General features: G+C 72.4%; 18 protein-coding genes, 1 tRNA gene and 1 pseudogene. 6 read left to right on the top strand and 14 right to left on the bottom strand.

Going from position 1 to position 22,781, the window contains the following annotated elements; all coding sequences use genetic code 11:
• Positions 1 to 16: 16 nt before the first annotated feature.
• The 7 genes from SM450_RS20375 to SM450_RS20345 all read right to left on the bottom strand — a co-directional run bounded on the left by SM450_RS20375 (position 17) and on the right by SM450_RS20345 (position 7,083).
• Positions 17 to 727 (bottom strand): ABC transporter ATP-binding protein, encoded by a 711-nt coding sequence (locus SM450_RS20375; RefSeq protein ID WP_474621326.1) that lies wholly within the window; start codon positions 725 to 727, stop codon positions 17 to 19.
• Positions 717 to 1,637, bottom strand: coding sequence for an ABC transporter ATP-binding protein (locus SM450_RS20370; RefSeq protein ID WP_474621325.1), 921 nt, complete (start codon positions 1,635 to 1,637; stop codon positions 717 to 719). Before SM450_RS20370 ends, SM450_RS20375 begins: the two co-directional genes overlap by 11 nt.
• On the bottom strand, positions 1,630 to 2,784 hold the full coding sequence (locus SM450_RS20365) for a branched-chain amino acid ABC transporter permease (protein ID WP_474621324.1): 1,155 nt from the start codon (positions 2,782 to 2,784) through the stop codon (positions 1,630 to 1,632). Before SM450_RS20365 ends, SM450_RS20370 begins: the two co-directional genes overlap by 8 nt.
• Positions 2,781 to 3,731, bottom strand: a complete 951-nt coding sequence (locus SM450_RS20360; RefSeq protein WP_474621323.1) for a branched-chain amino acid ABC transporter permease — start codon at positions 3,729 to 3,731, stop codon at positions 2,781 to 2,783. The genes SM450_RS20365 and SM450_RS20360 overlap by 4 nt, the downstream gene beginning before the upstream one ends.
• A gap of 95 nt (positions 3,732 to 3,826) precedes the next feature.
• Positions 3,827 to 4,993: a branched-chain amino acid ABC transporter substrate-binding protein gene (locus SM450_RS20355; RefSeq protein WP_474621322.1), complete on the bottom strand. Its 1,167-nt coding sequence runs from the start codon at positions 4,991 to 4,993 to the stop codon at positions 3,827 to 3,829.
• A gap of 260 nt (positions 4,994 to 5,253) precedes the next feature.
• Complete coding sequence (locus tag SM450_RS20350; RefSeq protein WP_474621321.1) at positions 5,254 to 6,414, bottom strand: hypothetical protein; 1,161 nt, start codon at positions 6,412 to 6,414, stop codon at positions 5,254 to 5,256.
• Between the two features lie 48 nt (positions 6,415 to 6,462).
• Positions 6,463 to 7,083, bottom strand: coding sequence for an ANTAR domain-containing response regulator (locus tag SM450_RS20345; protein WP_281587537.1), 621 nt, complete (start codon positions 7,081 to 7,083; stop codon positions 6,463 to 6,465).
• Positions 7,084 to 7,177: 94 nt separating this feature from the next.
• Here SM450_RS20345 and SM450_RS20340 point away from each other — a divergent pair.
• A tRNA-Leu gene (locus SM450_RS20340) sits at positions 7,178 to 7,255 on the top strand.
• Between the two features lie 31 nt (positions 7,256 to 7,286).
• Positions 7,287 to 8,036 (top strand): terminase gpP N-terminus-related DNA-binding protein, encoded by a 750-nt coding sequence (locus SM450_RS20335; protein WP_474621320.1) that lies wholly within the window; start codon positions 7,287 to 7,289, stop codon positions 8,034 to 8,036.
• A 75-nt stretch (positions 8,037 to 8,111) separates the two neighbouring features.
• Here SM450_RS20335 and SM450_RS20330 read toward each other — a convergent pair whose 3' ends face one another.
• Positions 8,112 to 9,269: a trans-sulfuration enzyme family protein gene (locus SM450_RS20330; RefSeq protein WP_474621319.1), complete on the bottom strand. Its 1,158-nt coding sequence runs from the start codon at positions 9,267 to 9,269 to the stop codon at positions 8,112 to 8,114.
• A 102-nt stretch (positions 9,270 to 9,371) separates the two neighbouring features.
• Between SM450_RS20330 and SM450_RS20325 the strand changes: the two genes are divergently transcribed.
• Positions 9,372 to 9,851, top strand: a complete 480-nt coding sequence (locus tag SM450_RS20325) for an Lrp/AsnC family transcriptional regulator (protein WP_474621318.1) — start codon at positions 9,372 to 9,374, stop codon at positions 9,849 to 9,851.
• A 61-nt stretch (positions 9,852 to 9,912) separates the two neighbouring features.
• Entirely contained in the window at positions 9,913 to 10,908 is a 996-nt protein-coding gene (locus tag SM450_RS20320) for an LLM class flavin-dependent oxidoreductase (protein ID WP_474621317.1), read from the top strand.
• Between the two features lie 171 nt (positions 10,909 to 11,079).
• Here SM450_RS20320 and SM450_RS20315 read toward each other — a convergent pair whose 3' ends face one another.
• From SM450_RS20315 to SM450_RS20290, 6 genes are all read right to left on the bottom strand, one after another.
• Positions 11,080 to 13,377: a rhamnogalacturonan lyase family protein gene (locus SM450_RS20315; RefSeq protein ID WP_474621316.1), complete on the bottom strand. Its 2,298-nt coding sequence runs from the start codon at positions 13,375 to 13,377 to the stop codon at positions 11,080 to 11,082.
• A gap of 325 nt (positions 13,378 to 13,702) precedes the next feature.
• Positions 13,703 to 14,824: a sulfite exporter TauE/SafE family protein gene (locus tag SM450_RS20310; RefSeq protein WP_474621352.1), complete on the bottom strand. Its 1,122-nt coding sequence runs from the start codon at positions 14,822 to 14,824 to the stop codon at positions 13,703 to 13,705.
• A 121-nt stretch (positions 14,825 to 14,945) separates the two neighbouring features.
• Positions 14,946 to 15,416 carry an RrF2 family transcriptional regulator gene (locus tag SM450_RS20305; RefSeq protein ID WP_474621315.1) on the bottom strand — a complete coding sequence of 157 codons (471 nt, stop codon included), beginning with the start codon at positions 15,414 to 15,416 and terminating at the stop codon, positions 14,946 to 14,948.
• A gap of 141 nt (positions 15,417 to 15,557) precedes the next feature.
• Positions 15,558 to 16,442, bottom strand: coding sequence for an acyl-CoA thioesterase (locus SM450_RS20300; RefSeq protein ID WP_474621314.1), 885 nt, complete (start codon positions 16,440 to 16,442; stop codon positions 15,558 to 15,560).
• A 160-nt stretch (positions 16,443 to 16,602) separates the two neighbouring features.
• Positions 16,603 to 18,051, bottom strand: a complete 1,449-nt coding sequence (gene pyk / locus SM450_RS20295; RefSeq protein ID WP_474621313.1) for a pyruvate kinase — start codon at positions 18,049 to 18,051, stop codon at positions 16,603 to 16,605.
• Positions 18,052 to 18,285: 234 nt separating this feature from the next.
• Positions 18,286 to 18,651, bottom strand: a complete 366-nt coding sequence (locus tag SM450_RS20290) for a YciI family protein (protein ID WP_474621312.1) — start codon at positions 18,649 to 18,651, stop codon at positions 18,286 to 18,288.
• Positions 18,652 to 18,875: 224 nt separating this feature from the next.
• On the opposite strand from SM450_RS20290, the gene SM450_RS20285 reads away from it, so the two are divergent.
• Together SM450_RS20285 and SM450_RS20280 are read left to right on the top strand one after the other, a co-directional pair.
• Positions 18,876 to 21,839 carry a SpoIIE family protein phosphatase gene (locus SM450_RS20285; protein WP_474621311.1) on the top strand — a complete coding sequence of 988 codons (2,964 nt, stop codon included), beginning with the start codon at positions 18,876 to 18,878 and terminating at the stop codon, positions 21,837 to 21,839.
• 73 nt (positions 21,840 to 21,912) lie between these two features.
• A pseudogene (locus tag SM450_RS20280) lies at positions 21,913 to 22,778 on the top strand (aldo/keto reductase).
• Positions 22,779 to 22,781: the final 3 nt, after the last annotated feature.

Genomic DNA, 22,781 nt, shown 5'->3' with positions numbered 1-22,781 from the left:
GGCGGCCGGTACGACCTCAGGCCACGCCGAGGTACGCGTCCTTGACCGCCTGGTCGTGCAGCAGGTCCCGGCCGGTGCCCTCCTTGACGATCCGGCCGGTCTCCAGCACGTAGGCCCGGTGGGCGCGGGAGAGCGCCTGCTGGGCGTTCTGCTCGACAAGCAGGATGGTGGTGCCCTGCTCGTTGATCCGGGTGATGATCTCGAAGATCTGCTGGATCAGCATCGGCGCGAGACCCATCGAGGGCTCGTCGAGCAGCAGCAGCTTCGGGCGGGCCATCAACGCCCGGCCCACCGCCAGCATCTGCTGCTCGCCGCCGGAGAGCGTGCCGCCGGCCTGCTTGCGCCGCTCGTGCAGCCGGGGGAAGAGGTCCATGACCATCTTCAGGTCCTCGGCGATGCCCGCCCGGTCCCGCCTGGTGTACGCGCCCATCTCCAGGTTCTCGATGACCGTCATGCCGGGGAAGACGCCGCGACCCTCGGGCGCCTGCCCGATGCCCCGGACCACCCGCAGGTCGGCCCGCATCCGGGTGACGTCGGTGCCGTTGAAGACGATCGAGCCCTCGGCCACCGGGCGCAGCCCGGAGATGGCCCGCATGGTGGTGGTCTTGCCGGCGCCGTTCGCGCCGATCAGGGCCACCACCTCACCCTCGTCGACGTGCAGGCTGATCCCGTGCAGCGCCTGGATCCGCCCGTACAGCAGCGTCAGGTCGTTGATCTCAAGCAGCATCGGTCGGCACCCCCAGGTACGCGGCGATCACCTTCGGGTCCTCGCGGACCGCGGCCGGCAGGCCCTCGGCGATCTTCTTGCCGAACTCCAGCACCACGATCCGGTCGGTCACGCCCATGACGAGTCGCATGTCGTGCTCGATCAGCAACACCGTGGTGCCATTGTCGCGGATCTTCCGGATCAACCCGAGCAGTTCCTCCTTCTCCGCCGGGGTGAAGCCGGCGGCCGGCTCGTCCAGGCAGAGCAGCTTCGGGTCGGTCGCCAGGGCCCGGGCGATCTCCAGCCGGCGCTGCTCGCCGTACGAGAGATTGCGCGCCAGGTCCCCGATGCGGCGTTCGATACCGACGAAGCGGAGCAGCTCGCGGGCCTTCTCCCGGCCCTCCCGCTCCTCCCGCCAGTGCCGCGGCAGCCGCAGCATCGCGGAGATCACGCTGGTCTTGTGGTGGGCGTCCGCGCCCACCATCACGTTCTCCAGCGCGGTCATCTCCGGGAACAGCCGGATGTTCTGGAACGTACGGGCGACGCCCGCCTTGGTGATCCAGCTCCGGCGCTTGCCGTTGATCCGCTGCCCGTCGAACCGGATCTCGCCCTCGGTGGGCCGGTAGACGCCCGTCATCGCGTTGAAGCAGGTCGTCTTGCCGGCGCCGTTCGGGCCGATCAGGCCGAGGATCTCCCCCTTGTAGAGGGTGAACGCGACGTCGTTGAGCGCCACCACACCGCCGAAGCGGAGGGTGACGTGGTCGACCTCCAGCAGCGGTTCGCGGCCGGCCGGCGCGGTGTCGCCCGGCGTCGGCTCCACCGGGGTGTCCGAGCCGGACTCCGGTGGGGTGCCGACCGTGCTGCGCCCGTCGTCGGCGATGTCCCGCTCGCTCGTCGCGTCGCGCTCGCTGTGCATCTGCGGCTCACTCATTGGGCACCGTCTCCTGGGGAACCGCTTCCTTGCGCCGGTCGGCGAGCTCGGCCGCCCGCCGCCGGTTGGGCACCAGACCCTGCGGCCGGAAGATCATCATGATGATGACCACGAGGCCGAACACCAGGATCCGGTACTCGGCGGCGTCGAACTCCAGCCCGAGGAGGTCACCGACGCCACGCAGCCACTCCGGCAGGTACCAGGTGACCGCGCCGCCGACGATGGCGCCCTTGATGTTGCCGGCGCCGCCGAGGATCACCGCGGCCAGCACCAGGATGGAGCTCTCCAGCACGAACTGGTCCGAGTTGATGAACGTCTGCTTGCCGGCGAAGACCGCGCCGGTCAGGCCGGCCACCGCCGCCCCGATCGCGAACGCCCACAGCTTGTACTTGAACGTGGGCACGCCCATCACCTCGGCGGCGTCCTCGTCCTCGCGGATCGCCACCCAGGCCCGGCCGACCCGGCTGTTGGCCAGGTTCCGGATCAGCACCAGCACGACCAGGATCAGCGTCAGCATGAGCCAGTAGTACGGCCGGGAGTCGACCACCCCGAACAGCGCCTTGCCGTCGCTGCCGTGGCCCGGTGGGTGCGGGATCGCCGGGATGCCCCGCTGGCCCTGGGCGAGGCCGTCCTGGCGGGCCGCGTACAGCCGGATCATCTCGGCGAAGCCGAGCGTCACGATGGCCAGGTAGTCACCGCGCAGGCGCAGCGTCGGGCCGCCGAGGATCACCCCCGAGATCATCGCCACCATCACCGCCAGCGGCACCGCCGCCAGCCACGGCCAGTTCGTGCCGAACCGGCTCTCCGGCGAGGTGAGCAACGCGACCGTGTACGCGCCGAGCGCGTAGAAGCCGAAGTAGCCCAGGTCGAGCAGGCCGGCGAAACCGACCACCACGTTGAGGCCCACGGCCAGCAGCACGAACACGGCGGTGTCGAAGAGCACGCCGGCGAAGTCCGAGCGGGTGGTGTAGAGGGCGAAGTACTCGCTTCCGATCGGGAAGCCCAGATATTCGTAGAACCACTTGTTCGGCAGGATGTAGAGCAGCACGATCAGCGCCGCGATCGCCGCCCAGCGCACCTGCCTGGGCATGGCGGCCCAGCGGGTCCTGATGCCCCCGGTCCGCTTCTTGTCCACGGTGGCGGTCATGCGCGCGCCCTCCCGAGAGATTCGCCGAGCAGACCTGTCGGCCGGAACATCAGCAGCACGATCAGCAGCACGAAACCGGTGAAGTCCTTCCAGTCGCCGCCGAACAGGCCGGCGGCGTAGTTCTCCGCCACCCCCAGCAGCAGGCCGCCGAGCAGCGCGCCGCGCAGGTTGCCGATGCCGCCGAGCACCGCGGCGGCGAACGCCTTGAGCCCGATCAGGAAGCCGACGTTGAACTTGGTGTAGCCGAACCGCAGGTCCCACAGGAGCGCGCCCACGCCTGCCATCAGGCCGCCGAGCACGAAGACCAGCAGGATGACCCGGTTCTTGTTGACGCCCATCAGGGCGGCGGTGTCCGGGTCCTGGGCCACCGCGCGGATGCCGCGGCCGAGCCGGCTGCGGTTCACGAACTGGTCCAGCGCCACCATCATGACAAGCGTGACGCCGAGGATCACCAACTGGAGGTTCGTCACGGCCGCGCCGAAAACGGTGAACACCGTCTCCTGCGGGATCATCGTCGGCATGCCGAACGGCGCGCGGCTGGTGCCGATGCCGAAGGACTCGGCGAGCACGAACGAGGCGCCGATCGCGGTGATGAGGAAGGCCAGTGGCGGCGCGTTGCGCTTGCGCAGCGGCCGGTAGGCCACCAGCTCGACGGTGACCGCCGTGGCCGCCGAGGCGACCATCGCCACCGCGAGCCCGGCGACGACCGCCAGGATCAGCGGGCCGAGGGCCGGGGCGGCCGAGTTCTGGTCGTAGCCGAGGGCCTGCCAGGTCCACAGGGCGGAGAAGGTACCGACCATGAAGACCTCGGAGTGAGCAAAGTTGATCAGGCGTAGAACGCCGTACACCAGGGTGTAGCCGAGGGCGATGAGCGCGTAGATCGCGCCCTGCTCCAGGCCCGTGATGGTCAGCGTCGGGAAGTTCCCGAAGAGCTCATCGAAGTTCAAGTGGGGGCTCCAACTGTGCGGCCAAGCCGTGCGGCCGGGAGAAACTCACTCCCGGCCGCACGCCTGGTGTCCCGTGACAGGACCGGATGAACCGGTCAGCTCTTGGGGATCTCGATGTCGGGGACGACCTTGCCCGCGTTCACCTTGAACGCCCACACGATGACCTGCGCCGGGTCCAGCTCGCCGGTGGACTCGAACTTGTAGGTCACGCCGGTCGCGCCACCGGCCTTGTTGTAGGACTTGATGAAGCTCAGCAGGTCGGCGCGAGTGCCCTTGCCGTCCTTGATGCCCTCCAGCATGATCTTGGAGATGTCGTACGACACGTCGGCGTAGGTGCCCGGCTCGGCGTTGTCGAACGCGGCCTTGTAGTCGGTCACGAACGAGCCCTTGGCGGCCGTGGCCGGGGCGCACGGGCAGGTCAGGATCGTGCCCTCGGCGACCTGCTGGCCGGCGACCTTGATGAAGTTGGCGTCGTTGACACCGTCACCGGCGACCATCGTGCCCTTCCAGCCCGCGCCCTTGAGCTGCTTGAGCAGCAGGCCGGCCTCGGTGTAGTAGCCACCGAAGAAGAGGACGTTCGCGCCGCTGCTCTGGATCTTGGTGACCACGGCGGAGAAGTTGGTCTGCTTGACCTGGATCTTGTCCTCGCCCGCGACCGCGCCGAGAACCTTCTTCACCTCGTCCACCAGACCCGCGCCGTACGCCGACTGGTCGTCCACCACGTAGACCTTCTCGGCCTTCAGGACGTCCTTGATGTAGCGGCCGGCGGCCGGACCCTGCGAGGTGTCGTTGCCGACGCCCCGGTGGAAGATCTTCCAGTTCTTGGTGCTCAGGCTCGGCCGGGTGGCCGACGGCGTGATGATCGGCAGGCCGGCCTCGTCGAAGATCGGGTCGGCCACCTCCGACTCACCGGAGAACGCCGGACCGATGATGCCGACGACCTTGGCGTCACCGGCGGCCTTCTGAGCCAGCGCCGGGGCCTTGGCCGGGTCACCCTGGGAGTCGTACTCCTCCAGGTTGACCTTGCAGTCCGCGTTGTCCTTGTTGTACTGGTCGATGGCCAGCTTGGTGCCGTTGCGCATGTGGATACCGAGACCCGCGGCATCGCCGGTCAGCGGGCCGAAGAAGCCGATCTTCAGGTCGCAGGCGGCCTTGCTGCCGCCACCCGCCTCATCACCACTGTCAGCCTTGCAGGCCGCGCCACTGAAAACGAGCGCGCCGATGGCCACACCACCGAGCACCCGTGCGAGCTTCTGCCTCACGGCTCGTACCCTCCTCCGTCCGAAGGCCCGGAAACCACCCAGCGCGAATTGGACCTTGCGAGGGTTGGCCGGACCGACCGCGATCCCGGTCTGGGCCGGGACGTTATCCCACCGGCGGGTGCCGAAGGTAGACCTGAGAAGCGGGGTTGACCTAACCGTTACGTTGAGTGGCCGGATTCACGGCGGTGGTGTAACACACCGGGATCACCGGTGGGACCATCGGACATCCGACACCCGCCGGAAACACGCTGGTGAAAAGCTCAGGCGGGCCGCCACGCCCCCCGCGCCGACCACACCCGCGCCGCCGCGCCGTCGTCCACCAGCAGCAGGGCGACGTCACCCGCCGCGGCCACCGCGACCGACCTGTCGTTACCCCACGGAACCGCCACCGGCAGCGCCACCGGCGACCACCGGTCACCGTCCGGCGAGAACCAGCCCCCCTCCGACGCCGCGCCGGCGACCACCGCGAACGCGCCGTCGCCGCGCGCCGACAGACCCCAGACCCGGCCCGGCCGCTCCGCGCCACCCGGGACGGCACCACCAGGCCGCCAGGCGTCGCCGTCGGCCACCCACGCGCCCAGGTCGTCGCCCCGCCGGCCCACCGCCACCGCCCGGTCACCCACCCGGACCACCCGTTGCAGATCCTGGTCGACGCCGCCGCCGGGCAGCACCGCGCGCCGCCAGGCCGACCCGTCCGGCGAGGTCCACACCGCCGCGTCCGAGCCGGTACGCCCCGACGGCAGCACCGAGCCCACCATGAGCCACCCCGACCCGGCCGCCGCGCCGTCGGCCACCCACGGCCGGCCCACCCCGTCCGTGGCCAATCCCGGCACGCCACTCACCAGACGGAAGTCCGACCCGTCCGCCGACACCCAGGCCGCCGCGCCGGTGGCCCGGTTCCCGGAGATCAACCAGCCGCCCGGCCCACCCGCCACCCGGCCCACGTTCACCGCGTCCGGCCCGCCGAACACCTCGAACTCCGCCGGCACCTCCACAAGCGAACCGTCGGCGTCCAGGCGCCAGGTGCTGATCCGGGGATTGCCGTGCACCCCGCCGCTGCGCCCACCGACCGCCACCGGCCGGCCGGCCCGGCAGCCGACCGCGGTGAGCAGGTTCTCCGGGCCGTACGTGCTGCGCGGCACCGGACGCAGCGCCACCCAGGCACGCGCGTCCACACTCGACCAGGCCGCCGGATGCGGGGTTCCGTCGGCGTCCAGCACCGCGCCCACCACGAACCAGCGGCCCCCGCAGGCGGCGGCGTCACGCAACGCGACCCGGCCGGAGAGACCGGGCGGAAGCGGCAGGTCGACCGGCTGCCAGGCCGGACGCAGCGGCTCGGGGGCGGGGATGGGCGCGTCGGGCGCCTGGCAGGCAGCAAGCAGCGCCACGAGCAGGCCGAGCACCGCCAGCGAACGTCGCATGACGGCAACCGTATCGATCGGAGGCGACGCCGGGAACCGGCCGCCGGGTCAGGAGGCGGGCTGCGCCACCTCGCCGCCGGCGGTCTCGGCGAGGATCCGCTCGGCGACCTCCTTCATGGTCATCCGGTGGTCCATCGCGGTGCGCTGGATCCACTTGAACGCCTCGGGCTCGGTCATCCCGTACGTCGTCATCAGCGCGCCCTTGGCCCGCTCCACGGTCTTGCGGATCTCCAGCCGGTCGGTCAGACCGGCCACCTCCGCCTCCAGCGCGGCGACCTCGGAGTAGCGGGACAGCGCGATCTCCACCGCCGGCACCAGGTCGCTCTTCTGGAACGGCTTGACCAGGTAGGCCATAGCGCCCGCCGCCCGGGCCCGCTCGACCAGGTCGCGCTGGCTGAACGCGGTCAGGATGATCACCGGGGCGATGCGCGCGCCGGCGATCCGCTCGGCGGCGGCCAGCCCGTCCATGATCGGCATCTTGATGTCGAGGATGACCAGATCCGGCTTGAGCTCCTCGGCGAGCTTGACGGCGGTCTCACCGTCGCCGGCCTCGCCGACCACCTCGTAACCCTCCTCGACAAGCATCTCGGCCAGGTCCAGCCGGATCAGCGCCTCGTCCTCGGCGATCAGAACGCGCTTGCGCTCGGCATCCGTCTGCATCTCGCCCACGAGCCACTCCCACCGGTTCGAACCCGACACCCGCCGTGCCGGGTGTCACCGCCCTCAGCCTAGCGGGTAGGCTGTCGAGGCCGAATCACGGAACGCCCTCGTAGCCCAACTGGCAGCAGGCAATGGATTCAAACTCCATACAGTGTGGGTTCGAATCCCACCGAGGGCACCAAAGTGTCATACAGGCGTTCGACCATAGTCCTGTGCATCCACCCGAAATTCGCGCTCGAGCGCGACGTCTCTACCTCGGCGGCGCGACCGTCGCCGAGGTGGCGCGGACCGTGGGGCTCTCCTATCCAACCGTGCGCCACTGGTGCAAGGATCGCCCGGAGCCGAAGCAGTTGGGCACCGCGTCGCGATGTTTTCGCTGCCGTGAAGATGTCCACGTTCCGACAGATCCGGCGGCCTACGCCTACCTTCTCGGCCTCTACCTCGGCGACGGGCATCTCGTCACCAGCGCCCGGGTGCCGGTGCTCCGGATCTCCTGCAGCGACTGCTGGCCGGGTCTGATCGAGGCATGCGACGACGCCATGCGAGCGGTGCTGGCCGAGAAGGTGCAGCGCGTCCAGCAACAGGGCTGCGTCAATGTGCAGAGCTACGGCAAGCACTGGCCATGCCTGCTGCCGCAGCACGGGCCGGGCAAGAAGCACGAGCGCCCGATCGTCCTGGCCGACTGGCAGCGGACCATCGTCGAGGCACATCCGGGCCACTTCCTGCGCGGCCTGTTCCACTCCGACGGCTGCCGCTTCGCCAACCGGGTCGTCACCCGCGGAAAGGAGTACGTCTATCCCCGTTACATGTTCTCCAACCGCTCCACCGACATCATGGCGCTCTGTCAGTGGGCCCTCGACCTGCTCGGTATCGCCTGGCGGATGAACCTGCCGTGGTCCCTGTCGGTGGCCCGGCGGGAGGCGGTCGCCGCGCTGGACCAACACGTCGGCCCGAAGTCCTGACCGGACGGCGCGCTGTGGGCACGAGGCCGGCGGCGACCGGTCCGGCTCAGCCCTCGACACCCGCCCCGGCGCGCCTCAGAGCGACGCCAGCGCCCGCGCCAGGTCCGCGCGCAGGTCCTCCGGGTCCTCCAGCCCGACCGAGACCCGCAGCAGCGCGCCGCACGGCTTGGCGTCGCCCTCGACCGGCCGGTGCGTCAGCGAGGCCGGGTGCTGGATCAGCGTGTCGACGCCGCCGAGCGAGACGGCGTGGGTGATCAGCTCGCAGGCGCCGGCGACCGTGGCAGCGGCGGGCGCGCCGCCGCGTACCTCGAAGGCGAGCAGGCTGCCGCCGCCGGACATCTGGCGGCCGACCAGGCCGGCCGGGTCGCGCCGGGACGGGTGGTGGACCTGTTCGACGGCCGGGTGGCCGGCGAGCCAGGCGGCGAGTTTCTCGGCGCCGGCCTGCTGGGCGCGGACCCGCAGCGGCAGGGTCTGGAGGCCGCGGTGCAGCAGGTAGGCGCCGAGCGGGTGCAGGACGGCGCCGGTGACGGCGCGGACCTGGCGCAGCCGGGCGGCCCAGTCGGGCGCGCAGGCGACGACGCCGGCGAGGACGTCGCCGTGGCCGCCGATGCTCTTGGTGGCGCTGTGCAGGACGAGGGCGGCGCCGTGCCGGGCGGGTTGTTGGAGCACCGGGGTCGCGACGGTGTTGTCGACGAGCAGCGGGACGTTCCCGGTGGCGGTGGCGAGCGCGGCGATGTCGACCAGGTCGAGGGTGGGGTTGGCCGGGGTCTCGACCACGACCAGGGCGGTGTCGGTGCGGATCGCGGCGGCGACGTCGTCGGCGCGGGCCCAGGTGACCTCGGTGCCGAGCAGGCCGCTGGCGAGGACGTGGTCGGTGCCGCCGTAGAGGGGGCGGACGGCGACGACGTGGCGCTTCCCGTCGCGGGTGGCGGCGAGCAGGGTCGCGGTGAGCGCGGCCATGCCGCTGGCGAAGGCGACCGCCTCGGCGGTGCCTTCGAGCTGGGCGAGGGCGGTTTCGAAGCGGGCCACGGTGGGGTTCCAGAGCCGCTGGTAGACGGCGCTGCCGCCGGCCGGGAGCGGGTTGCCGGTGGCGAGGGTCTCGTAGGCGTCGCCGCCGTCGGCCACCGAGGGCAGCGGGTTGGTGGTGGAGAGGTCGATGGGCGGGACGTGGACGCCGAGACCGGCGAGGTCGTCACGCCCGGCGTGCACGGCTGCGGTGTCCACGGCGGTCATGCCCGGAAGCGTCGAACATCCTCACACCGGAGGGCAAGAGAAGCGAACAAGATTCTGGTGAACATGCTTCCGCCGTACGCATCTTCGGTGGAGGATGGCAGCATGCCTCCCGCACCGAATGATGTACGGCCGTTCTCCGGTCTGGACGACGTCGATCGCGCGATCCTGACCGCGCTGACCGTGGACGGGCGGCTGCCGAACAACGCGCTCGCCGAGCGGGTGGGGGTGGCCCCGTCGACGTGTCTGACCCGGACCCGGGCGTTGCGCGAGTGCGGGGCGATCCGCGGGTTCCACGCCGACGTGGATCCGGCCGCGGTGGGGCTGCCGTTGCAGGCGCTGGTGTCGGTGCGGCTGACGGCGCACGAACGGGCCGCGGTGGACGCGTTCCGGGCCCGGTCGGTGCGGCTGCCGGGGGTGGTGTCGGTGTTCCACGTGGCGGGCGCGGAGGACTACGTGCTGCACGTGCGGGCGGCGTCCGGGGACGCGCTGCGGGACTTCGTGCTCGACCATCTGGCGGTGGATCCGGCGGTCCAGCACACCCAGACCAGCCTGATCTTCGAGCAGGCCCGGGGTATGGGCTGACCCACCCGACGGAACAATTCCGGCAGGTGGCGGGTTGCACCATGGCGTGATCGACGTACCGATGTCTGTCCTTGACCTTGCCCCGGTGGCCGCGACCGGCAGTGCCGGTGAGGCGCTGCGGCACACCACCGAGCTGGCCCGACGCACCGAGGAGCTGGGCTACCGCCGGTTCTGGGTGGCCGAGCACCACAACATGCCGGCGATCGCCAGTTCGGCGCCCGCGGTGCTGCTCGCCCACCTGGCCGCGAACACGCACACGATCCGGTTGGGTTCCGGTGGGGTGATGCTGCCCAACCACGCGCCGCTCGTGGTGGCGGAGCAGTTCGGCACGTTGGAGGCGCTGCACCCGGGCCGGATCGACCTGGGCATCGGCCGGGCGCCCGGCACCGACCAGGTGACCGCGTTGGCACTGCGCCGCACCATGGAGGGCCTGTCCGCCGAGCACTTCCCGCGCGAGCTGGCCGACCTGATGAACTACTTCAGCGGCAAGGAGCCGGGTCCGATCACGGCGACGCCGGGGCGCGGGCAGTCGCCGCAGGTGTGGCTGCTCGGGTCGAGCGGGTTCAGCGCCCAGCTCGCCGGCCTGCTCGGGTTGCCGTTCTCCTTCGCGCACCACTTCAGCTCGCAGCACACGATCCCGGCGTTGCGGCTCTACCGGCAGCACTTCCGGCCGTCGCGGTGGCTGGACCGGCCGTACGCGATGGTGGCGGTGAACGCGGTGTGCGCGGAGACCGACGAGCGGGCGGAGTGGCTGGCCGGGCCGGCCGGGTTGTCGTTCCTGAAGCTGCGGTCGGGGCGGCCGGAGCCGCTCGTCACGCCGGAGGAGGCGGCGGCCTACCCGTACTCGGAGCTGGAGCGGGAGTTCGTGGCCCAGCGCCGCGACGGCCAGGCCACGGGCTCGCCGGAGACGGTGGCCCGGCAGCTCGGGGAGTTGCTGGAGCGCACCGGCGCGGACGAGTTGATGCTGACCGCGATGGTCTACGACGTGGCCGACCGGGTCCGCTCGTACGAGTTGATCGCCGAGAAGGTCGCCGGCGGCCTGCGCCGGGACGGCTGAAACACGCTCTTCATAGCCACGTCACCGCAGCGTCGCGTGGGACGCATAACTTAGTCCTCGGTGGTGGTACGGCATTCCCGGTCGGGACGGGTCGGGAATGCTGCGGTGTGGTGCACCGGGTCGCCGGCGGAGCGGATTCCGCGGCCGGCGACCCGGTGCCTTTTTGTTGCCTCAGCGCAGGTAGATGTTCGGCGCGGCGGGCGTGCTCATGCCGTCACCGAGGAAGAAGCTCGGGTGCGGCGGCTGGTTGTAGGCGGTGTTCTGCCAGGCGACGGCCACCCGATACTGCGGGTCGTGCACCAGGGTCGGCAGGCGCAGGCCCGTGGTGACAGGCGTGCTGTAGATGCGCAGCGCGGAGCTGTCGGCGGTGCGCCACACCACCTCCTCGCGCCAGTCGCCGAGGATGTCGCCGGAGAGCGCCGGAGTGGACTTGGTGCCGTTGTTGGACGCGACGTTGCTGCCGGTGAGCAGCCGGGTCTCGCCGCCGGTGCCGTACTTGTCGATCTTGGTGGCGTCGAGCAGCTCGCGGACCGGGTCGCCGTCCCACCAGATCAGGAAGTTCGCCGAGGACGGCTTGCGGCCGACGTTCTGGCCACGGGTGTTGAGCAGGCCGTCCGCCGCCGAGGACCAGGACTCCGCGCCCGGGCTGCCGGCCCAGACGTCACCGGAGACGCCACGGCCGTTGTCGCCGTTCGGCGACGTCTGCCAGAGGATCTGGCCGGTACGCGCGTCGGACATCCACGAGCTGGGCTTGCTGCCGTCCTCGTCCACCTTGAAGACCTCCAGGCCGGCGCGGGACGGGTCGAGGTCGCCGACGTGCATCGCGTCGCCGTGCCCGTTGCCGGTGGAGTAGAGCAGCCGGCCGTTGTCGTCGATGGTGGCCGCGCCGTACACGATCTCCTGGCGACCGTCGTTGTCCACGTCGGCGACGGAGAGCTGGTGGTTGCCCTGGCCGGCGGCGGCGCCGTTGCCGGAGGCGTTGGAGTCGAACGTCCAGCGCTTGCGCAGCGTGCCGTCGCGGAAGTCCCAGGCGGCGATGACCGCCCGGGTGTAGTAGCCGCGCGCCATGATCAGTGACGGGCGCTGGCCGTCCAGGTAGGCGGTGCCGGCGAGGAACCTGTCGACCCGGTTGCCGTACGAGTCGCCCCAGGACGAGACGGTCCCGCGCGGCGGGTCGTAGTCGACGGTGGACAGCGCCGCGCCGGTGCGGCCGTCGAACATGGTCAGGTATTCGGGGCCGGCGAGCACGTAGCCGCTGGAGTTGCGGTAGTCGGCCGAGGAGGAGCCGATCACCTGGCCGGTGCCGGAGCGGGTGCCGTCGGCGGTCTTCATGGCCACCTCGGCGTCGCCGTCGCCGTCGTAGTCGTACACCTGGAACTGGGTGTAGTGGGCGCCGGCGCGGATGTTGCGGCCCAGGTCGATGCGCCACAGCCGGGCGCCGGTGAGGGTGTACGCGTCGACGTAGACGTTGCCGGTGTAGCCGGACTGCGAGTTGTCCTTGGCGTTCGACGGGTCCCACTTGAGCACGAACTCGTAGTCGCCGTCGCCGTCGAGGTCGCCGACGCTCGCGTCGTTCGCGGAGTAGCTGTAGGACTCGCCGCTCGGCGTGGTGCCGCCCGGCGGGGCCTGGATCGGCACGTCCAGGTAGCCGTTGGCGAACTGCAACGCCGGGGCGGACGCCGCCTGCTCGGCGCCGTTCGCCACGGCCCGCACGGTGTACGCGGACCCGGCCGCCGCGCCGCTGTCCAGGTAGCTGGTGGCGCCGGTGATCGGGCTGCCGTTGACCTTGGTGCCGCCCCGGTAGAGGTTGAACGACACGCCCGAGGTCTCGGTGCCGAGCAGTCGCCAGGACACCAGGTTCCCGCTGCCGGAGCGGACGCTCACCAACCCGCGGTCGAGCTTCTCCATCTGCTTGGCGCCGGCCGGCGGGGTGGTGGGCGGTGGTGTGGTGGTGGGCGGCGGTGTGGTGGTGGGCGGCGGATCGGTCGGTGGCGGCGTGGTGGGCGGCGGAGTCGTCGGCCCGGACGTCGTCGGCGTCGCGGTCGGGGGCGCGCCGGTGCAGGTGGTGCCGTTGAGCGTGAACGTCGTCGGGGCGGGGTTGGAGGCGTTGTTCCACGAGCCGTTGAAGCCGAAGTTGGCGCTGCCACCGGTGCCGATCGCGGCGTTGTAGCCGGCGTCGCGGGCGGTGACCTGGGCGCCGGACTGGCTTACCGTGGCGTTCCATGCCTGGACGACCTGCTGACCGTTGGCGAAGCTCCAGCCGAGCGTCCAGCCGTTGACCGGGTCGCCGAGGTTGGTCACGGTGACGTCGGCGCCGAAGCCGCCGCCCCACTGGTTGGTGACCCGGTAGTCGACCCGGCAGGCGGCAGCCGCGGCCGAGGCCGTCATGGTGGTGAGCGCGCCCGCCGTCAGGGTGGCCGCCGAGGCGGCGGCGAGCAGTGCGATCCGGCGTGAGGTGGTGTGGTGCACGGGGTTGCCTTTCGCGAAGGTCAGGCACGCGGCGACGCCGGCCTGCCCGGGCCGGCGGGAGTGCACGCGCGCTGACGCGACGGAACGTCAGACATCGACGCATGTAATTAGCTCCCGTGCCCCGCCACTGTAGGACACCACCCCACGCCCCACAAGGAGGGGGTTAAGGCGGGGGCCCTTGTTAACGTTTTCGGTAGAGGAAGGGCCCCCTATTAACACTTCCGGCGTCGGCGAGCGCAGGATGGCGTGGGCACACGTACGGGGTGGGGCGCGCGGCGGGTAGCCGGAGCGGAGCGGCCTGCGGCTCGTCCGCGACGGTGGAGACTCAGCCCTCGACAGCGGCGGCAAGCCGCCGGGACGTCTCGGCTTCGGCGGCTGGAACGGCAGCGGCCGGAGCAGCGTCGACAGCCGGAGTCGCGGCGCGCTCGCCGCCGCCGCCGAGACCAGCGGACGCCTTGGCCTCGACGGGCACCGAGACGACGGCGTCGGACACGGCGGCGTCGGACACGGCGGCGTCAGGCACGGCGCTGTCGGACACGGCGACGTCGGAAGGAGTCGCGGCGAGCGCCGCCTCGACCGTGGCCCGGGCGCGGCGGACGCGGCGCAGGGCCCGCACCGCCAGCACCACGGCGGCCAGCCAGCCGGCGCCGAGCACGGCGTAGACCAGGGCCGGCACCGGGCCGCCCAGGTCGCCGGCGCGCAGCAGGGTGCGGGCGTTGGTCAGCACGATCACGCCGCCGATGACGGCGCCGAGCACCTGGGCCGGCACGATGCGGACCAGCCAGGCCGCGATCGGCGCGGCGATCAGGCCGCCGATCAGGAGCGCGGCCACGGTAGGCAGCAGGAAGCCCTCGGAGCCGAGGCCGATCAGGAAGCCGAGGCTGGCCGCGCCGGCGACCACGAACTCGGAGGTGTCCACCGAGCCGATGACCTTGCGGGGCTCCATCCGCCCGGAGACCAGCAGGGCCGGGGTGGCGACCGGGCCCCATCCGCCGCCGCCGGTGGCGTCGACGAAGCCGGCGACCAGGCCGAGCGGGGCGAGGAAGCGGCTGCGCAGCCGGCCGGCGGCGCGGTTGGCGCGCAGCGGCCGGGAGAAGCGAACCAGCAGGTACGCGCCGAGGGTGAACAGGATCGCGGCCATCCACGGGGCGGCCGACTCGGTGGAGATGGAGCTGAGGAACGTGGCGCCGGCGAACGCGCCGAGCGCGCCGGGCAGCGCGATCCGGCCGACCACCTTCCAGTCGACGTTGCCGAAGCGCCAGTGGGCCACGCCGGCGGCGAGCGTGGTGCCGATCTCGGCGAGGTGCACCGAGGCGGACGCGGCGGCCGGCGCGACGCCGGCGAAGAGGAGCAGGGTCGAGGAGGTCAGCCCGTAGGCCATACCGAGCGCGCCGTCGACCAGTTGCGCGGCGAGCCCGACGAGGGCGAGGACCAGAAGCTTGCGCACGAGCGCCCCCTGACTTTTCGGCATCTCCTATCGACTTGGTCGACAATGCGGCACGGAGGCGCCCCCGGTCAAGTCCCCCATCCGGTTGGTGAGACGCGCCGGACGGCCCGTCGGAGAGTCGTCAGCTCCAGGCGCGTGGGTCGGCGGCCAGCTCGTTCACCCGGCCGGGCAGCTTCCCGGCGGCCACGTCGGCGATGGTGACCAGTTCCAGGATCTCCCGCTCGCTGGCCCGCAACGCGATCCACACGTCCTGCAACGCGCGGGCCGCGCCCTGGTAGCCGAGCTGCTCCGGGCGGTGGCCGCGGACGTGCGCGAGCGGCCCGTCGATCACCCGGATCACCTCGGCCAGGGAGATCTCCGCGGCCGGGCGGGCCAGCCAGTAGCCGCCCTCGGGACCACGCTGGGCGTGCACGACGCCGCCGCGGCGCAGTTGGAGCAGGATGCTCTCGAGAAACTTCGGCGGGATGTCCTGCGACCGGGCGATCTGCTCGGCGGTCACCGGCCGGCTCCGCCCGGAGGTCGTGCCCTCGGCGACCGAGGCCAGCTCGGCAGCCGCACGGAGGGCATAGTCGACCCGGGCGGAGAGACGCATGCCGGCAAGGTTAGTCGCCTGCTCAGCCGCCCGGTCCCCCGACCCTCGGCCGAACGTCACGCGGAGGCCCGCCGCCACCGAAGGTGTTAATAGGGTGCCCCGCCTCTACCGAAGGCGTTAACCGGGGGCCCCGCCTTGCGCTCAGGCGCCGACGCGGCGCAGCAGGCCCTCCTGGACGGCGCTGGCGATGTGGCGGCCCTGGGTGGTGAACATCCGGCCGGTGGCCAGGCCCCGGGCGCCCGAGGCGGACGGGCTCCAGCAGTCGTAGAGGAACCACTCGTCGGCCCGGAACGCCCGGTGGAACCACAGCGCGTGGTCGAGGCTCGCGCCGACCACGCCACCGGGCCCCCACACCTCGCCGTGCACCGACAGCACCGAGTCCAGCAGCGTCAGGTCGGAGGCGTACGTCAGCGCGCACGCGTGCAGCAGCGGATCGTCGGGAAGCTTGCCGTCGATGCGCATCCAGACCCGCTGGTGCGGCTCGGCCGGGCGGTCCCCGGGGCGGACCCAGCCGGGCTCGCCGACGTAGCGGACGTCGATCGGACGCGGGATCTGCCCCCAGATGCCGAGCCGCTCCGGATAGCGGGCGAGCCGGTCGGCCATGGTGGGCACGTCGTCCGGGCCGGGCACGTCGAGCGGGACCGGGGCGTGGTGGTCCAGCCCCTCCTCCTGCCGCTGGAACGAGGCCGACATGAAGAAGATCGGCTTGTCGTGCTGCAACGCCACCGAGCGGCGCACCGAGAAGGACCGGCCGTCCCGGACGTTCTCCACCTGGTAGTCGATCGGCTCGGCCGGGTCGCCGGGCCGCACGAAGTAGCCGTGCAACGAGTGCACGGCCCGCTCCGGGCCGACCGTGCGGCCGGCCGCCACCAACGCCTGCCCGGCGACCTGGCCGCCGTAGACCCGCTGCGGGCCCACCGGCGGGCTCATCCCGCGGAAGGTCATCTCGCCGGTCTGCGCCAGGTCGAGCACCTCGAGGAGCTGGTCGACGGCGGCCTGCCCGGTCGCCGCCGGACCGTCACTCACCGGTCAGCCTTCGTTCGCGACTGCGGGGCTCGCAACACCGGCTCACTCCTCGCACTCACCGGTCAGCCTTCGTTCGCGACTGCGGGGCTCGCAACACCGGCTCACTCCTCGCACTCACCGGTCGGCCCGCGGTCGTGACCGCAGGGCCTGCCGACCCGGCTCACTGGAGCGCACGCGCCGAAGCGGCGTCGACAAGCGAGCCGAGCTGGTGCACGCGCAGCGTGTTGGTGGAGCCGGGGGTGCCGGGCGGGCTGCCGGCCACGATCACCACGTAGTCGCCCGGGTTGGCCCGGTCGAGGCCGAGCAGCGCCTGGTCGACCTGGCGGAACATGTCGTCGGTGTGCTGCACGAACGGCATCAGGAACGTCTCCACGCCCCAGCAGAGCGCGAGCTGGTGGCGCACCTCCGGCACCGGGGTGAAGGCCAGCAGCGGTAGGTCGCAGTGCAGCCGGCTGAGCCGCTTCACGGTGTCGCCGGTCTGCGAGAACGCCACCATGGCCTTGGCGCCGATGGCGCGGGCGATGGAGGACGCGGCGACGGTGAGCGCGCCGCCGTGCGTACGCGGGTCGTGCTGGAGCCGGGGGACGGCGATGGAGCCGGCCTCGGTGGTGGTGATGATCTTCGCCATGGTGCTGACGGTGAGCACCGGGTATTTGCCGACGCTTGTCTCGCCGGAGAGCATCACCGCGTCCGCGCCGTCGAGCACCGCGTTCGCCACGTCGGAGGCCTCGGCGCGGGTCGGGCGCGAATTCTCGATCATGGAGTCGAGCATCTGGGTGGCCACGATGACCGGCTTGGCGTTCTCCCGGCAGAGCTGCACGGCGCGCTTCTGCACCAGCGGGACCTGGTCCAGCGGCAGTTCGACGCCGAGGTCGCCGCGGGCGACCATGACGCCGTCGAAGGCGAGCACGATCGCTTCCAGGTGGTCGACCGCCTCCGGCTTCTCGACCTTGGCCAGCACCGGACGGCGCACGCCCTCCTCGTCCATGATCGCGTGGACGAGCTTGATGTCCTCCGGCGAGCGGACGAAGGAGAGCGCGACCAGGTCGACGCCGAGGCCGAGGGCGAAGCGCAGGTCCTCGGCGTCCTTGTCGGACATGGCCGGGACGCTCACCGCCACGTTCGGCAGCGAGACGCCCTTGTTGTTGGAGACCGGGCCGCCCTCGGTGACCAGGCAGCGGATGTCGTTGCCGGTGACGTCGCTTACCTCGACCGCGACCCGGCCGTCGTCGATCAGCAGCCGGTCGCCCGGCTTCACCTCCTGCGGCAGCTTGCGGTAGGTGCAGGAGACCCGCTCCTTGCTGCCGACGATCTCGTCGCCGGTGATCGTCACGGAGTCGCCGGTGCGCCACTCGTGCGGCCCGTCGGCGAAGCGCCCGAGGCGGATCTTGGGGCCCTGGAGGTCGGCGAGCACGGCGACCGGCGCCTCGGCCGCATCGGCGGCCTCCCGCACCATCCGGTAGACCGACTCGTGGTCGGCGTGACTGCCGTGGCTGAAGTTGAGCCTCGCCACGTTCATGCCGGCCTCGATGAGCCCACGGATGCGCTCCGGGGACGAGGTGGCGGGGCCGAGAGTGCAGACGATCTTCGCGCGGCGTGTCACGCCCATCAGGCTAGTCTCTCCTTCGGATCGGCCTGCCGACCGACCCCTTGCGGACTGCGGAACAGTTGTCCAACGACGCGCGAAACCCGCGCGAGCGGGCGGTGGGCGTACCGCACCGGAACGTCGTGTGTGGCGGGCATCGGCGACCGCGCGGCGGAAATCGTACCGCTCGCCGTCACCGGCCGGCGGGGTGCTCCCGGTGACCCCGGGTGAATCGGCTGGACCTCGGGCGCCGGAGCCTCAGCTCTCGGTCTTGACCAGCGGGAAGTCAAGCGACCCGGCCGCGCAGATGAAGGTGAGCACCTCGACCCGGTAGAGCCCGGCCTGCACCGCCGGGTCGGCCTCCATGACGCTGCGTACGTCGTCCACCGAACCGGTTCGGGCCAGGCCGAAGCCGATCGGCGGGTCGGGTTCGCGCGCCGGGCCGTCCACCGAGCCGTCGACGAGCACGATGCCCCGCCGCTGCAAGGCCTGCATGTGTCGCAGGTGTTCGGCCTGGAGCCGCCGCACGGTCTCCTCCGGCAGCGCCCGGCCGGACGGCCCCGGGTAGAGCACGATGCACTCGTAGGTGTCCAACGCGAAGTCGAGCCGGGGCGTCGCGCCCATGCGCACCTCCTGACCACCGTCCCACCCAGCCTCGCACGGCGGCCCGGGCCGGCGGGCGGGCTCGCGGCAACTGCCCCGGCCCCGCCCGGTTGCCGACGTGCCGGGGCGTTCGTCCCGGCCGGGTCGCGCGATGCTCCGAACCGGATCGACGATCGTCCGGCGCGCCGGGCCGCTGGTACGTTTCCCGGTACTGCCGACGCCCACCGGCCGAGCGGAGGTCCCGGGTGAACGTCACCCCGCCGGACGACACGCGGTGGCCGGACGCCGTCGCCGCCACCGGCGGGCACGCGGGCGCGGTGATCGCGGCGTACGACTGGTCCGGCACGCCGCTCGGCCCGATCGAGGGTTGGCCGCAGAGCCTGCGTACCGCGTTGGCGTTCTGCCTGCGCTCCCCCGCCCCGATGGTGCTGTGGTGGGGCGACGAGCCCGTGCCGCTGCCAAACGACGCCTACCGGCGGTTGCTCGGCCCGGGCCGGGAGGTCGCGCCGGACCGGCCGGCGGCGCAGGCGTGGCCGGGCGACTGGAACGCGCTCGTCCCGCTGCTCACCGCCCGGGGCGCCGCCACCAGCCCGGACGTGCGGGTGCGGGACGCGCACGACGGCGACCGCTGGTTCACCTTCACGCACAGCCCGGTGACCGACGAGTCGGGCCGGCCGGCGGGTGTCCTCACCGCCGGCGCGGAGACCACCGCGCGGGTGGTGGGCGAGGCCCGGCTGCGGCTGCTCGTGGCGCTCGGCGCCGCGCTCGCCGACGCGACCGACCCGGAGGAGGTGGCCCGGCGGGCGGTCGGGACGCTCGGCGGCGCGACCTCGCTTCCGTTCGTCCAGCTCCACCTGGCCACGCCGGGCGGCCCGCGGCTGGCCGCCACGGCCGGCACCGAGGTCCCGCCGGTGGGCGACCTGCCGCTGGCCGAGGTGCTTGCCGACGGCGCGCCCCGACTGGTGCCCCCGTATCCCACCGGCGGCCGGCCGGACGGCCCGGTGGTGGCCGTGCTGCCGGTGCCCGATCCGGGCGCCGCCGCCCCGGCCGGGGTGCTCGTCGTCGGGCTGGACCCGCACCGTGCGGTAGATGCCGACCACCGGGCGTTCGTCGGGCTGCTCGCCGGGCAGGTGGGCGTCGCGCTGGCCGCCGCCCGGGCGCACCACCGCCGGTCCACCGACCGCGCCGAACTGGACGCCGCCCGCGCCGCCCAGGCCGAGCTGCGGCTGTTCCAGGCGCTCGTGGAACGCTCCGGCGACTTCATCGCGGTGGCCACCCCGGACGGCCGTGCCGTCTACGTCAACCCGGCCGGGCGGGCGCTCGTGGGGCTTGACGACGGGGAGCGGGTCGACGGGCTGGCCCTTGTCGACTTCGCCGCGCCGGACGCGCGGGAGCTGTGGCGGGCCGAGCTCATCCCGACCGCGTTGCGCGACGGGCACCACCGCGCCGAGAGCCGGCTGGTCCACCGGGACACCGGCGTGCCGATCGACGTCGACCACCAGACCTTCACCGTGGACACCGGCGACCGGCGTACCGCGTTCGTGGCCACCGTGGCGCGGGACGTCAGCGACCGGCAGCGGGCGCTGCGGCGGGCGGAGGCGCTCGCCCGGCTGGCCGGGGCGCTCAGTTCGGCGCGGGGCCGGGAGGCCATCGTGGAGGTGCTCACCACTGTCGCCCCGGCCGTGGTGGACGCTGCCGCGTTGCGGGTGGCGGTCGCCCTGCCCGGCCGTACCGTGCTCGACGTGACAGGTGGCGACGCCCCGCCCGGGCCGTTGCCGCTGGACGCCGACGTCCCGCTGGCCCGGGCGGTACGCGACAACGCGGTGCTGCCGATGACCGGCGCCGACGGCCGGACGACAGGTCTCTGCCTGCCGCTGCGCTACGGCGACGGTGTCGCGCTGGGCGCGCTGGAGGTGCGTTGGGCCGACCCGGTCACCGACGACGAGGCGCTGCACAACCTGCTCGACGCGGTGGCCGGGCTGTGCAGCCAGGCGTTGCAACGGGCCGAGCTGACCGGGTCGGCGCAGGCCATGGCCGTGTTCGCGGCCCAGTTGAGCGTGACCCGGTCCACCGCCGAGGCGATCGAGGTGATCCTCGACGCCGCCACCACGGCGTTCGGCGCGGAGTTGCCCGGCCTGGCCATGCGGGACGAGGGCCGGCGGGTCCGGCTCTGGTACCACGACGACGTGCCGGGCACGCTCGCGGCGGCGTTCCACGACCTGAGCGTCGACGACCCGCGCCCGCTGGTGCGCGCGTTGCGCGACGGGACGCGCATCATGTTGCGGGACCGCGCCGACTTCGCCGCCCGGTTCCCCGGCCTGCCCGACCCGGTCGGCGCGCACGGCCTGGTGACCACCGTGGCGCTGCCGCTGTTCGGCGCCGAGCGCCGGCCGATCGCCGCGCTCGGTTTCGGCTGGCGGCGGGAGCGCCCGCTGCGCGACACCGATCTGGCGTTGCTGAACACCGTCGCCGACCTGTGCGAGCAGACGCTGGAGCGGGTCCGGCTGGCCGCCGCCGAGCACAATCTGGTGACCCGCCTGGCCGGTCGCCTGCGCAGCTCGTCGCTGGCCCCGCCGAAGGGCCTGGAGGTTGCCACCCGCTACCGGCCGGCGATGAGCGGCCTGCACCTGGGCGGCGACTGGTACGACCTGGTCCGGCAGGACGGCGACCGGCTGGCCGTGGTGGTCGGCGACGTGGTCGGGCACCAGGTCGAGGCCGCCGCCGACATGGCCCAGCTCCGCACCATGCTGAACACGCTGATCCGGTTGGGCGTGCCGCTGGCGGAGGTGTTCCTCCGCCTCACCGACCTGCTCGGCGTCGGGTTCCTGGGCACCTGCCTGGTCGTGGTGGTCGATCCGGCGGCCGGTACGGCGCAGGTGGCCCGGGCCGGACACCCGCATCCGGTGCTGCTGCCGGCCGGGCAGCCGCCGCGCGCCGTGCCGACGGCCCACGCCCTGCCGCTGGGCATGGTGGACCGGCCGATGACCGTGGCCACGATCCCGTTCACTTCCGGTGACGTGCTCGTCGCGTACACCGACGGGCTGGTGGAGCGACGCGGCCGGCCGTACGACGAGGGCGTCGCGGCGTTGCACCGGACGCTCGCCGCGGTGCGTGCCGAGCCGGCGGAGGCGATCGCGGACGCGCTGCTGCACGATCTGGCCGGCTCGGAGGACGACCAGGCGCTCGTGGTGCTGCGGCATCTGGGGTGAACAGGCCTCGGCCGCACGTTTCGGGGAATGTCCTCCGGTCGGACCCGAACCGGAGAAGACCAGGAGGACCGTGATGACCACAGGCACCCAGCCCGCGAAGGCGTCGGGCAGCTACCGGATCGGCGGTGACCTGCGGGTCGACCGCCTCGGATACGGGGCGATGCAGCTCACCGGCCCCGGTGTCTGGGGCGACCCGAAGGACCCGGCCGAGGCGGTGCGGGTGCTGCGCCGCGCGTACGAGCTGGGGGTCACGTTCGTCGACACCGCCGACTGTACGGGCCGTTCGTCAGCGAGTTGCTGATCCGGGAGGCGCTGCACCCGTACGCCGACGACCTGGTGATCGCGACGAAGGCCGGGCTGACCCGCTCCGGTCCGGGCGACTGGCGGCCGGTGGGTCGCCCGGAATACCTGCGCCAGCAGTGCGAGCTGAGCCTGCGCCATCTGGGCCTGAACGCGATTCCGCTCTACCAGTTGCACCGGATCGACGCGAAGGTGCCGCTTGCGGATCAGCTCGGTGAGCTGGCGCTGCTGAGGCAGGAGGGCAAGATCCGGCACATCGGGCTCTCCGAGGTGAGCGTCGAGCAGGTCGAGGCGGCCCGGAAGATCACCCCGATCGTGTCCGTGCAGAACCTCTACAACCTGGCCGACCGCGGCGCCGAGGACGTGCTGACGCACTGCGAGCGCAACGATCTGGCGTTCATTCCGTGGTTCCCGATCGCCACCGGCAACCTGGCGCGGCCCGGCGGGCCGCTTGACGCGATCTCCACCGCGCACGGCGCCAGCCCCGCGCAGCTCGCCCTGGCGTGGTTGTTGCGCCGGTCGCCGGTGATGCTTCCCATTCCGGGTACGTCGTCGGTGGCGCACCTGGAGGAGAACGTCGCGGCGGCCGAGGTCGAGCTGACCGACGACGAGTACGAGGCGTTGGCGAAGGCGGCCTGAGCC

It is taken from the genome of Micromonospora marincola (assembly GCF_056150385.1).
Note: the sequence above shows the minus strand (reverse complement) of the source record. Positions and strands in the feature narration are given on the sequence as shown.